This is a genomic window from [Phormidium] sp. LEGE 05292 (genome assembly GCF_015207735.1).
In the GTDB taxonomy this organism is placed as follows: Bacteria; Cyanobacteriota; Cyanobacteriia; order Cyanobacteriales; family Aerosakkonemataceae; genus Floridanema.
In genome coordinates, this window is sequence record NZ_JADEWG010000179.1 from 1 (window position 1) to 11,829 (window position 11,829).

The window sequence follows — 11,829 nt, forward strand, 5'->3', positions numbered from 1 at the left end:
CCCCATCTCCCCTCGTCCCAAAATTGTCTTCCCCTACACGGGTAAAAGTTTTATTCTTGTTAATATACCTTAATAATTTTTTCAGAAAACTTGTGCAAGAAGACTTTAGGCTAATTGTTGACTTAGTGTTAGTTCTCAGTGCGGCTGCGTTTGGAGGGCTGTTAGCTGCAATAGTACGACAGCCTGTTTTGCTGGGATATTTGCTAGGCGGAATGGTTGTTGGGCCAGCCGGACTAGGATTAATTAAGGAAGTAATTCAAGTAGAAACTCTAGCTCAATTTGGTGTGGCTTTCCTCCTGTTTGCTTTGGGAGTTGAATTCTCATTTGCGGAACTTAGGAAAGTGCAGAAAATTGCTCTCGGAGGTGGGGGACTACAAATTATCCTGACAATTTTAGTTACGGTTGTAGTTTGTGGAATTACTGGCGCTTGGGCAACTCTACCAGCGAAAGGTGTGTTTTTAGGAGCAATTCTTTCCCTTTCTTCAACTGCGGTAGTCTTAAAATGTTTGATGGAACGGAACGAAACCGAAACTCCTCACGGTCAAGTAATGTTGGGAATTTTGGTAGTTCAAGACTTAGCATTAGGCTTGATGTTAGCAGTTTTGCCTGCCCTTGACCAACCACCAGAAGAAATTGGCAAAGCTGTATTATTTGCTTTGGTAAGAATTGGCTTATTTGCGGCAGGTGCAGTGGCAGTGGGGATTTGGTTAATTCCACCTTTGCTGCGGTTTTTGGCACGTACTGAAAGCAAAGAATTATTTTTGCTTGGTGTGGTGGCTTTATGTTTAGGAATTGCCTTATTTACAGAATCTTTGGGTCTTTCTATTGAAATGGGGGCATTTGTCGCTGGTTTAATGATTTCAGAGGTGGAATATGCTGACCAAACTTTGACTTATGTTGAGCCAGTAAGAGATATTTTTGCTACGCTGTTTTTTGCTTCCATAGGGATGTTAATCGATCCGGTTTTCCTGTGGAAGAATCTGGAGTTAATTTTGGGATTGGTGACGTTAGTATTTTTAGGAAAATTCTTAATCATTACTCCTTTAGTCAGATTGTTTCGTTATTCCTGGAAAACCGCTGTCATTGCTGGATTGGGATTAGCACAAATCGGAGAATTTTCTTTTGTTTTAGCTAGTGAAGGTCAGGTTTTAGGTTTAGTTTCTCGACGGGTTTATTTATTAATTTTAGGTACAACTGCGGTAACTTTGGTGTTGACTCCGTTTGTGATGCGGTTAGTACCTCAATTGTTTGAAATACCTTGGTTGAAACAGTTTCTCGATCCAACTGATTTGCCTTTAGATGTTGCACCGGAATTGCCTTCACAAAATCATGTGGTAATTTGTGGTTATGGCAGAGTTGGGCGAAATTTGGTTCAACAGGTACAGCAACAAGGCTATCCGGTAGTAGTGATCGATCAGTCGGAAAGCAAAATTCAAAAGTTACGAGAAGCAGGGATTTCTTATGTTTATGGTAATGCTGCAAGTTTGCACGTTTTACAAACTGCTGGAGTAGCACAGGCGAGGGGAATGGCTATTTCTCTTCCTGATGCAATGAGTACTAGAAATACTTTGCGCCGCGCTTTAGAATTAGCACCAGATGTTGATGTGGTAGTTCGTGCTAATAAGGATAAAGATATCGAATTACTTTATCAATTGGGAGCAAAGGAGGTAGTACAACCAGAGTTTGAGGCTAGCTTGGAATTAGTTAGTCATTTGTTAAGTCGCATGGGTATGAGTTTAGGGGCTATTCAACAACAAGCACAGGAAATTCGCAAACATCATTATTTGGAATTACGTCCGCAACAATCGGCTTCTCAAGTTTCTCGTGAGTTAGAATTGGCGACTCAAGATATGAATAGTCGCTGGTATTCTTTACCTGCAAATTCTCCTTTGTCGGGAATGACTTTAGGAGAAGCAGATTTGCGGAATCTTGCGGGAGTTAGCTTGATGGCGATTCGACGCTTAAGTGGGGAAGAGGTGGATTATCCAGATGTTTCTACTACTATTGAGGAAGGCGATCGCTTATTAGTTGTGGGACAAGTTGAGGAGTTAGCTGCTTTGGATGATTTGGCAAAAGGTAAGGCGGCTATTCCAGCAAAAAGTGCCCCTTCTTGTCAATGGATTTTAGTTCCTGAAAATAGTCCTTTTGTGGGTAAAACTTTGGCACATTTAGATATTGAGCGGCAGTATGGAATAAAAGCGAGTGCGCTTCGTCGGGAAGGTAAGTTTATCCGCGATCCAGAAGATGATATCGAACTGCAAGTAGGTGATAGAATTTTGCTTTGTGGTGGTTATCATCCGCTGAAATTATTACAACAATCTCTGATGCCAGAAGATAAACCATCTATACCAGTTGTTCCAGTAGTTCAAGCAGCAGAAAGTCAAGCTTTGCGGGAATATTTACCAATGGATAATTGGCGAGAACCTTGAAATTTTGGATTTAATATCATCTCTAAATAAAGTTGGTTCGTTGTGAGGACTTTAGTCCTTCTATTTGGTAAAGAAACGACTAAAGTCGTTACAACGGACTACGACTGAAGTCGTTACAACGGACAATGTTTTTAATCAAAGGCTTTGAGATAAGCTATTGATTGTCGCCAAACTAAAGTTTGTTGATTAGTATCATCCATAATGGCGATGCAATTTGGGTCTTGCCAACGCAGTATTCCACTGAGAACTTCTCCAGTTAACAGCTTTAGCTCAACTCGTTTTTGAGCTTTAATAATTGATTGTACTTGCCGTACACTAGGTAAATTAGTATCAAATCCACTAGTCATATCTAATTGATCGTTGGTAATTAGTCATTGGTCATTGGTCATTGGTCATTGGTAATTAGTCATTGTAGTAAAGATTATTCTAATGACAAATGACAAAGGACGAATGACAAAGGACAAATAACAAAGGACAAAGGTAATTGTAATGGGAATTGAGTTTACTAAGTACCAGGGTTTAGGAAATGATTTCATTTTGATTGATAATCGTAGTTCATTTGACCCATTGTTGACACCAGAGGCGGCGGTGGAGTTGTGCGATCGCCATTTTGGAATCGGTGCAGATGGGGTAATCTTTGCTTTACCGGGACAGGAGGGCACAGATTATACTATGAGGATTTTTAATTCTGATGGTTCTGAACCGGAAATGTGTGGCAATGGTATCCGCTGTTTAGCTAAGTTTATCGCTGATTTGGAAGGTTGCTCAACTGAATCGCGGCGCTATCGGATTCATACTTTAGCTGGTGTGATTACTCCCCAGTTGCGTCATGATGGTCAAGTGACGGTGGATATGGGTGTACCGCGACTGTTGGCGCAGGAAATTCCGACGACTTTGACTGCTGCTGGGGAAAAGGCGATCGATCGACCTTTGGAAGTGGCAGGAAAGTCTTGGAATGTGACTTGTGTGAGTATGGGGAATCCTCACTGTATTACTTTTGTGGAGGATGTGGCGGCGATTCCTTTGGCAGAAATTGGCCCTCAATTTGAGCATCATGCTGTTTTCCCCCAACGCACAAATACGGAATTTATTCAAGTAGTTAACCGAAATTATTTGAAAATGTTGGTTTGGGAACGGGGTGCGGGTGTTACTTTAGCTTGTGGTACTGGTGCTTGTGCTGCTTTGGTGGCGGGGGTGTTGACGGGGAATTGCGATCGGCAAGCTACGGTAGAATTACCCGGAGGCCCTTTGGAAATTCAATGGTCAGAGGTGGAACAGCGAATTTATATGACTGGGCCAGCTGTTAAAGTTTTTACTGGAACTTGGTACTAGGGACTGGGGACTGGGGACAAGGGGACAAGGGGACAAGGGGACAAGGGGAATTTTTACCTTCTGCGCCTCTGCGCCTCTGCGCCTCTGCGCCTCTGCGCCTCTGCCCCTGAAGCTGTGAGATTTCAATCAATTTCTTCGATCGTACCTAACAGATCGTTGCTATTAATTTTTTCTAGCATTTCTTCGGCTTGAGTGCGATCGCTAAAAGCCCCCACTTGCATAACAACTTTGCCATCATCAGAAATAGTGCGAACAGCCCCAGGAACTAAAGATAAAAGCCTTGTTTGTTCCTGTACAGTTCGCACTTCCACCACCACACGGTAACGTAAATTTGATGCCGCAACAGTTGGATTAGTTTGGGGCAAACTGTTAGTATTTCCAGCAACAAATGTTGTGTTAGCAGTTGGTAAAACCCCTGGTTGAATTCCAGTTTGGGGAAGTAGCGTTTGTTGCGGCGTTGGAGTTGCCGTTGCGGTATTTGTGACGATGACAGTGGGGGGGCTAACTTGTCGTCTGACTTGCCTTCTAGCAGTCGCCCTTGCCCTTCTGGTGCGACGTGCGGGGCGTTTTCTCGCAGCAGGTGCGGGGACTGAAATTTGTACAGCCTGAGCATTATTAGTATTAGTAAATGCTACTGGGGAACTGCTGGGAGGGGCGCTAACTTGAATTAAATTACCATCTACATTAATGCGTCCAATTAACCGCCTAGTAGCTAATTGATTACCATAAACAGAAATTACTTGCACCGCAGTTCCGGCATTAATTTCATAACGACCATTATTACGGAAAATATTACCACCTGGGTCTTGTGCGGTTCCCAAATCTGGGAGAGTTTCAGTTAAAGCGACTACACCATCTCGACTATTGCTTTCTATAGTATTACCGCGCAAAATTGGTCTAGCTTTACCTTGAATTACAATTCCGTCTGTATTTTGGGAGATGCGATTACCTGCGATCGTGGGTGTGGCATTGTTACCAATATTAATCGCAAAACCTGTTCTTTCAAAGACATTTTCTCTAACTTCTGGGCGGGAAGAACCGTAAATAGTCATGCCATTTGCCCCATTATTGGCGAAATAATTGTTACGAATTAAAGGAACGCTATTACCTGCGATCGAAATTCCATCATGAGTATTGCCAATAAAAGTACAATCTGCAATTACTGGGTTACTAGATTCAATCCAGATCCCGTAACCTCTGTTGTTAGGGTTAGTAACTGTGACTCCAGCAATGCCTGATTTGTTAGCGGCGAGGATGGCAATATTTTGGCGGGCAAAAGTTGGACTAATAAACAAAGCACCACCCTTAATAATGACAGAGCGGCCTTTGCTTGGGGGATCTCCTTGGAGAGTAATGCCAGGTTTTAGTTGTAGGGGGAAAGTTTCGCCGCTTTGTTCGCTGTAAGTTCCGGGTGCGAGGTAAATGACGGTGTTTTCCCTGGCAACTCTTAAGGTTTGGGTAATTGTTTTGAAAGGTGCGCGTTCGCTACCGTTTCCAGTGGTATCATTACCTGCGATCGGATTGACAAACAATTGAGTCATTGTTGACTCAGTTTGTGAGATTGGGGAACTTTCTACTACTTGCGGTTTTGGTGGTAAAGCAAACACTGCGGCATTTTCCCAACATAGCAGAATGGTAGTAGCCAGTCCTAAAGTGAGTTTCAGCGAGTGCTTAAATGTTAATTGTTTGCAAATAGCTGCCAAATAGCCATTAACAAACTTTATGGGAGGTTTTGCTGAATATTGACAGTGGCGTGGTAAATTCACAGCTAGCTGTCCTCCTAAAATTTCTGTGAGTACTAAAGATTAAACTGCAAATCTCAGGTTTACCAATTGTTAAAGCAAAATTTAATCACTTTAAGGAGTCTGATTCTCCTGGTAAAAATGAGAAAATTATGCTTTGTCTGCACCCTATCCGACTAATTTATTAGGATTAATGAACTAAATGGAGTTGTTCTGATGGTCGATCGCGCCAAGTTATTATTAGCAGAGTTGCCTTTACAAGCGCAGCCAGCGTTATGCCGTATTTTAGATGCTAATTTAGACCGCGCCAGAGAAGGTTTAAGAATTGTTGAGGAATGGTGTCGGTTTGGTCTTAATAGTAGCGAGTTGGCGGCAGAATGCAAGCACCTGCGTCAAGAAATTGCTAAATGGCATACCCCGGAGTTGCGGGCGTTTCGCGATACTTTGGGAGATGTGGGAACTGAGTTAACTCATCCCCAAGAAGAAAGTCGTGCCAATATTAACCAACTTTTACAAGCAAATCTTTGTCGGGTACAAGAGGCGCTGCGAGTTTTGGAAGAGTATGGCAAACTTTATCTGGCGGAGATGGGAGGCGCGTTTAAGCAAATGCGTTATCGCGCCTACGTTTTAGAGACAAATTTGTTAGGTTATCAACGGCAACAGAAATTGTTGCAGAGTTCTTTGTATTTGGTAACTTCTGCGTCAGAACATTTGTTTGCGATCGTAGAAGCTGCCTTAGAAGGTGGGTTAACTCTGGTTCAGTACCGGGATAAAACGGCAAATGATGATGTCCGGTTTGAAATTGCCGATCGACTATGCAAACTTTGCCATCATTACGAAGCTTTGTTTATTGTCAACGATCGAGTAGATTTGGCTTTAGCGGTGGATGCTGATGGGGTACATTTGGGACAGCAGGATATGCCGATCGCGATCGCAAGGCAATTACTTGGGCCACATCGGATAATTGGACGTTCTACCACAAGTCCAGAGGAAATGCAGCGAGCGATCGTAGAAGGCGCAGATTACATTGGAGTAGGGCCAGTTTACCAAACTCCCACCAAGGCTGAAAAAGCCGCCACAGGTTTAGAATATGTCCGCTATGCTGCCCAAAACGCGAAATTGCCTTGGTTTGCTATTGGTGGGATCGATCCGAGTAACATAAATGAAGTACTCTCAGCAGGAGCAGAAAGAGTTGCTGTAGTCAGAGCAATTATGCAAGCAGAACAGCCAACTTTAGTGACTCAGTATTTTATTTCTCAGCTAACTCGCGTGCAAACTATACGCAATTATCGATCGCACTTACCGAAATCCCATGACTAGAACCTTAAAATGTAGAGACGTTGTATACAACGTCTCTACAAGCCTTACCTAATTTATCGATCGCACTTACCTAAATCGCATGACTAGTGAAATCACCCTTCAGGTAAACGGCGAAAACCGTAATTGTCCGTCCCAAATGGTAATTCCCGACTTATTAACGCATTTGGGTTTTAATCCCCGTTTAGTCGCCGTAGAGTATAACGGAGAAATTCTGCATCGGCAATTTTGGTTAGAGACTGAGGTTAAGGAGGGCGATAAATTAGAAGTAGTCACCATAGTTGGTGGTGGGTAAAAAAACAGGGGACACAGTACATTCCACTATCTATTTAACGCAAGTTGCTAGTTATTAATTCTTTCGGAGTTCCCCCCTTGAGTAAGGGGGGTAGTGGGGGGATCTAGGGCTGTGATTACTAGGTTTTGATCCCCCCAACCCCCCTTACTAAGGGGGGCTAAGAAAGAGCCAGACTTGTAACTAGCAACTTGAGTTATTTACATCTCCAAAAAACCTTGTAGAGACGTTATATATAACGTCTCTACAAGGTTTTAAGGTAATCTACCTTTAATTCTGGAAATATATATTACAGTTATGAAAAGTTATTGACGTACTGCAAATCGATAAGCTTGTCCATTCTTATATGCAGTAAAGTTTGATGAACTGGTGAACTGGACATTGAATTCATCCGTAGCTGAACTGTTATTCATTCTGATAACCACCTTAATTGTATCTTTGGAGTTTTTCTTTTTCTGCCATTCCCCTTGCCACAGATTGCCAGCACGAACGGTACCATCTGGCGAGAACTCCCAAGGAACCGGATGAAAAGGCCCATTATTTGCATATTTGACCATCCATTTCGTGTGGTTTACATAGATTTTTTTATGTGAATTATGTGAGTCATGTGAGTCATGTGAACCATGTGAATCACCCCTACTCGATGGCATTACCGCATCTTGGGCAAATGCTGTCACAGGAACACTTAGTAGGGTGACACCCAGCGTGCAAAGCGTCATCCATCTTTTGAAGTTGGGGGCGGGAGAAGAAAATAATGCTTTCATAGTGATAATCCTCTGTTTTGAACTTCGTTATTGAGTACTGTTTCTGTACTCCTAAACGTCTATGCGGGAGGATTCTTGACTTTATGCAGCAGACGATCGAAGGTTTTTTCCCCCTACGGTACGGTAATCTACCCAGCAATACACCCCCAGATAGCTGCCCAGGAAAGAGAGAAAGCGATAAATTAGAAGAGTGTAAAGAAGTTGTAACAAAAAAGTGATTAATCAAAGAAACTGTAGAAAAACGACTGAAGTCGTCACTACGAACGTTAAAGTATTTCTTTGAGATAAAAGCTTTTCAAGAGGCTGGGTTATATGTACAAAAAATTACTTTCAGCTATAAAACCGCTTGTCAAACCTCTCATTGTTCTGGGTCTGGTGCTTACCTTAGCACTTGGTCATGCTGATGGGGCTTTAGCCGCCCGGACTGGTGGACGCATTGGTGGTGGTTCCTTTAGTGCCCCTAGCCGCACTTATTCTGGGCCTCGCAGTTATGCACCTGGGCCTTCTGGCGGATATTATCCTTATGGTGGTGGCGGTTTTGGCTTTCCCTTCCTGATTCCATTTTTTGGATTTGGGGGCGGTTTTGGTGGTTTATTTACCATCATCATCTTCTTAACTTTGGCTAACTTTTTAGTCCAAACCTTCCGTCGTGTTGGCGCTGGCGAATCTGAAGAGTTAGGATATTCCAGCAACCCGACTGTTTCTGTAGCGAAGTTGCAAGTTGGTTTGTTGGCAGGTGCCCGGACTTTGCAAGCAGAACTGAATCAAATTGCAGAAAAAGCGGATACAGGTTCTCCTGAAGGTCGCGCCGAAGTGGTACAAGAAGCTACATTAGCTTTGTTGCGCCATCCCGAATACTGGGTTTATGCAGGTGCGGAAAGTCAACAAGCACGTTTAGCTGGTGCAGAAGCGCAATTTAATCGCTTTTCTTTGGCAGAACGGAGTAAGTTTACTTCGGAAACTCTGTCTAATATGAATAATCTGCTGAAGCAAGCTACTCCAAATGCTGCTTTACCAGCTGGTGAAACTTCTGGTGCTTTAGTAGAAACGCAACAAGAGTCAGGTGAATATATTGTAGTGACTCTGTTAGCTGCTACTGTGGGCAAATTGGAATTACCAAAAGTGAATAGTTCAGAAGATTTGCGTCAAGCTTTGCGTCAGTTTGGTGGTATTCCTGGGGATAAATTATTAGCAATGGAAGTTCTCTGGACTCCGCAAGCAGAAGGCGATACTCTTTCTTCTGATGACATGATTGCTGAATATCCAAATTTGAAACTGATTTAATGGGTGTTTGCGATCGCTAATTTGATCCCCCCTAACCCCCCTTACCCAAGGGGGGAACTTTTTTCGGGGGGGAACTCTTTACCTTTCAAAGTCCCCCTTGTTAAGGGCGATTTAGGGGGATCAAATCAGAGTTAAGTCAATTACTAATTAGGAAACCAATGTTTATCAAGTAATTGGTCAAGAGAATAAGGACATTGTTCGGGCACAGAAGTAAGTTGGGTTTTTTTATGGACAATCAACAAAGCATTTTGGTATATTTTGGGCAACTCATCTGCTAAATAATTTCGTAAATTAGTAGTTAGTTTATCTTCTAACTGAATCCTAAAAGTAATAATTTCCGCCGCCCAGTGATTGGCGTTTCTCTCTTTTTCTAATTGCCAAAATTGATACAACATTAGATGAACAATAATCTGTAATAGTAAACTTTTAACAGCACTTCTTTCGCTGCGTCCCAATGCTTCCAATTCCTCAATTAAATTGTCATAATCTAAGTTTTCTAAGTCACGATTTTTGAGGAGCTTAACCATTTCTGTTAACCATCGATCGTACTCATTTTCATAAAGTTGCTTTAAATTCAGTATTTTAGTTTCCATATCATTTTTTTGTACTTTAATATTCGATCGCTATAGATTACCTAAATGTTTGCTACAGATGCTTAAGATGGGCGGGTTTTGACTTCAATATCTATTCTTGAGTATTCCCATTTTTTGGCTAAACCCGCCCCTACCCATTTGGATTAATCATTTGTATAAACGATATTAATTCATTGCTTTAACCTTTTTTCCGCACTTTGGTAACGGATAGATTCAGCGAGGAAGAAAACTACACCAGAAATTAACATTAGGATGACGCTGAGGGCGTTAATATCGGGTTTAACTCCTGTACGAATGCGGCTAAAAATTTCCATTGGTAAAGTAGTTGCGCCGCTACCTGCGGTAAAACTAGCAATCAGGAAGTCATCTAAACTGAGGACGAAGGCGAGGAGACAGCCGGAGATAATTCCGGGCATGAGTTCGGGTAATAATACTTTTAAGAAAGCTTCTCTGGGAGTTGCGCCTAAGTCGAGTGCTGCTTCTTCTAAATGTGGGTCTAAATCTGCAAGGCGGGTAGATACAACTAGTCCGACGTAGGCGAGACAAAAGACGACGTGGGCGGCGACAATAGTCCAAATGCTGAGGCGGATTTGAACTACGGCGAGGAAGACTAGGGTGGCGACTGCGATCGCAATATCTGGAATAATCAAAGGCAGGTAAGAAACCCCTCGATACAAAGTTTTTCCCCGAAAGCGATACCGCGCCAAACCTACAGCCATCAGCGTCCCAATCACCGCTGCAATTCCCACCGCAGAAACCGCCACAATCAAGCTATTCTGTAAAGCTGAGAGAATGCGTTGATCTCGAAACAGCTGTTGATACCATTTCAGCGTAAAACCTTCCCAACTAGCACTAAAGCGAGATTCATTAAAACTGAAAAAAGCTAGTACCAGGATGGGTAAGTACATATAAACAAACATTAGCAGCGAGAAAAGTAACTGCCAATAAAAGCGGGGTTGTTCCTGGGACTGTAGTTTAGGCATTAGCCCGTCGTCTGTTTCGTGCTTCACAACTTTATAATTTACCGGATTCGGTGTTCTTTCTCTTCTTAGATCTTGCACCGAAATTCGTAGGGTGTGTTAGGCGCAGCCGTAACGCACCTTAACAACCTCTCTTCTTCTCTTTCCTTCGCGCCCTTCGCGTCTTACGTGCTACGCACACGCTACGCGAACGCGGTTCATTAAAAAAAGCGTATTTTGCTCTAAGTTATCTCAAACCTCTGATTTCTGGAGTAGCTGTCCTTTTTGATTTGTGGGAAAGATTTTTTTTGAACCGCAAAGGACGCAAAGAGCGCAAAGAAGAAGAGGAAGAGGGAAAAGAGCTAAAGAGTTTAGGTCGAGGAGTGTCAAATATTTGCATAGTTAGTTAGAGTTTTGTTTGGTAGAAAGTGGAATTGCTTTCTACCTAGCAAGGGTTTTTAGTTTGAGAAATTAGTATATATGAGCAGACCTTTTCCATTATCTATATAGTATCATGTCAAATTGATTTTTACTAGTGCCAATTTGTTAAGATTTTCGGCAAAAATTTTATCCTTTTAATCCAAAATGTCTGATTCTTCACCAGGAAAAAAGTTAAAATCCAATACCTCATTTAATTCGTAAGGGCATTCGGATGGAAAAACTTTGTAGCTCATAGAAGTTTCTTGAACAGCTAAGTCTAAACCGTCCAAATAAGCTTTTTCTTTGGCTTCGGGTAAATAAGGTTTTAAACTAGGATTTTCTTCAAGTAGTTCAATAATTCGTCGCCTTTGTTCCTTGATTGTACCCAGCCAACTATGGGAACGATGACTTGGCTGAAACTCCCACTTTAGTAGATGTGCAAATAGAATAGCCAAACGATTTCGCAATTTTTGGCGTTCCTGTTTCCCCAAAGATTCTATTTCCTCTATTAAATTTGGGACATCTAAATTATTCCATGAACCATCACGCAAAAACTGGGCTTGCTCGATCGTCCAAGCATAGAAATCTGTTTCGTACAGTTCGGAGCTTTTGGAAGTAATTGTTTGATTTTGTCTCATAAACCTGTCTCCAAAAACCAATCCCTAGTCCCCAGTCCCCAGTCCCCAATCCCCAATCC

At 42.3% G+C, this 11,829-nt stretch carries 11 protein-coding genes; 5 read left to right on the forward strand and 6 right to left on the reverse strand.

Annotated features, from left to right (window positions below; genetic code table 11):
- The first annotated feature begins 92 nt into the window (after nt 1-92).
- On the forward strand, nt 93-2,429 hold the full coding sequence (locus tag IQ264_RS28325) for a cation:proton antiporter (RefSeq protein WP_193985299.1): 2,337 nt from the start codon (nt 93-95) through the stop codon (nt 2,427-2,429).
- Between the two features lie 131 nt (nt 2,430-2,560).
- Here IQ264_RS28325 and IQ264_RS28330 read toward each other — a convergent pair whose 3' ends face one another.
- Entirely contained in the window at nt 2,561-2,776 is a 216-nt protein-coding gene (locus tag IQ264_RS28330) for an Hfq-related RNA-binding protein (protein ID WP_193985301.1), read from the reverse strand.
- 142 nt (nt 2,777-2,918) lie between these two features.
- On the opposite strand from IQ264_RS28330, the gene dapF reads away from it, so the two are divergent.
- Nucleotides 2,919-3,761 (forward strand): diaminopimelate epimerase, encoded by an 843-nt coding sequence (gene dapF / locus IQ264_RS28335; RefSeq protein ID WP_193985303.1) that lies wholly within the window; start codon nt 2,919-2,921, stop codon nt 3,759-3,761.
- 122 nt (nt 3,762-3,883) lie between these two features.
- Here the strand turns inward: dapF and IQ264_RS28340 are convergent, their stop codons facing one another.
- On the reverse strand, nt 3,884-5,527 hold the full coding sequence (locus IQ264_RS28340; RefSeq protein ID WP_193985306.1) for a DUF1565 domain-containing protein: 1,644 nt from the start codon (nt 5,525-5,527) through the stop codon (nt 3,884-3,886).
- Between the two features lie 192 nt (nt 5,528-5,719).
- On the opposite strand from IQ264_RS28340, the gene IQ264_RS28345 reads away from it, so the two are divergent.
- Both IQ264_RS28345 and thiS read left to right on the forward strand, forming a co-directional pair.
- Nucleotides 5,720-6,823 carry a thiamine phosphate synthase gene (locus tag IQ264_RS28345; RefSeq protein ID WP_193985309.1) on the forward strand — a complete coding sequence of 368 codons (1,104 nt, stop codon included), beginning with the start codon at nt 5,720-5,722 and terminating at the stop codon, nt 6,821-6,823.
- A 79-nt stretch (nt 6,824-6,902) separates the two neighbouring features.
- Nucleotides 6,903-7,115, forward strand: a complete 213-nt coding sequence (thiS, locus tag IQ264_RS28350) for a sulfur carrier protein ThiS (protein ID WP_193985310.1) — start codon at nt 6,903-6,905, stop codon at nt 7,113-7,115.
- 302 nt (nt 7,116-7,417) lie between these two features.
- Here the strand turns inward: thiS and IQ264_RS28355 are convergent, their stop codons facing one another.
- Complete coding sequence (locus IQ264_RS28355; protein ID WP_193985312.1) at nt 7,418-7,876, reverse strand: hypothetical protein; 459 nt, start codon at nt 7,874-7,876, stop codon at nt 7,418-7,420.
- 312 nt (nt 7,877-8,188) lie between these two features.
- Between IQ264_RS28355 and IQ264_RS28360 the strand changes: the two genes are divergently transcribed.
- Complete coding sequence (locus tag IQ264_RS28360) at nt 8,189-9,160, forward strand: DUF1517 domain-containing protein (protein ID WP_193985315.1); 972 nt, start codon at nt 8,189-8,191, stop codon at nt 9,158-9,160.
- A gap of 143 nt (nt 9,161-9,303) precedes the next feature.
- On the opposite strand, the gene IQ264_RS28365 is transcribed toward IQ264_RS28360, so the two are convergent.
- The 3 genes from IQ264_RS28365 to IQ264_RS28375 form a co-directional block, all read right to left on the reverse strand.
- Nucleotides 9,304-9,753, reverse strand: coding sequence for a DUF29 domain-containing protein (locus IQ264_RS28365; RefSeq protein WP_193985317.1), 450 nt, complete (start codon nt 9,751-9,753; stop codon nt 9,304-9,306).
- A 170-nt stretch (nt 9,754-9,923) separates the two neighbouring features.
- The gene (locus IQ264_RS28370) at nt 9,924-10,736 is read right to left on the reverse strand and encodes an ABC transporter permease (RefSeq protein ID WP_193985321.1); all 813 of its coding nucleotides are present in this window, start codon (nt 10,734-10,736) and stop codon (nt 9,924-9,926) included.
- Between the two features lie 551 nt (nt 10,737-11,287).
- Nucleotides 11,288-11,770 carry a DUF29 domain-containing protein gene (locus IQ264_RS28375; RefSeq protein WP_193985319.1) on the reverse strand — a complete coding sequence of 161 codons (483 nt, stop codon included), beginning with the start codon at nt 11,768-11,770 and terminating at the stop codon, nt 11,288-11,290.
- Nucleotides 11,771-11,829: the final 59 nt, after the last annotated feature.

Bases quoted from the DNA above. Each gene is read 5' to 3' on its own strand.
- thiS (WP_193985310.1), top strand. From the start codon at position 6,903: ATGACTAGTGAAATCACCCTTCAGGTAAACGGCGAAAACCGTAATTGT.
- IQ264_RS28365 (WP_193985317.1), bottom strand. From the start codon at position 9,753: ATGGAAACTAAAATACTGAATTTAAAGCAACTTTATGAAAATGAGTAC.
- IQ264_RS28370 (WP_193985321.1), bottom strand. From the start codon at position 10,736: ATGCCTAAACTACAGTCCCAGGAACAACCCCGCTTTTATTGGCAGTTA.
- IQ264_RS28375 (WP_193985319.1), bottom strand. From the start codon at position 11,770: ATGAGACAAAATCAAACAATTACTTCCAAAAGCTCCGAACTGTACGAA.
- IQ264_RS28355 (WP_193985312.1), bottom strand. From the start codon at position 7,876: ATGAAAGCATTATTTTCTTCTCCCGCCCCCAACTTCAAAAGATGGATG.
- IQ264_RS28330 (WP_193985301.1), bottom strand. From the start codon at position 2,776: ATGACTAGTGGATTTGATACTAATTTACCTAGTGTACGGCAAGTACAA.
- IQ264_RS28345 (WP_193985309.1), top strand. From the start codon at position 5,720: ATGGTCGATCGCGCCAAGTTATTATTAGCAGAGTTGCCTTTACAAGCG.
- IQ264_RS28360 (WP_193985315.1), top strand. From the start codon at position 8,189: ATGTACAAAAAATTACTTTCAGCTATAAAACCGCTTGTCAAACCTCTC.
- dapF (WP_193985303.1), top strand. From the start codon at position 2,919: ATGGGAATTGAGTTTACTAAGTACCAGGGTTTAGGAAATGATTTCATT.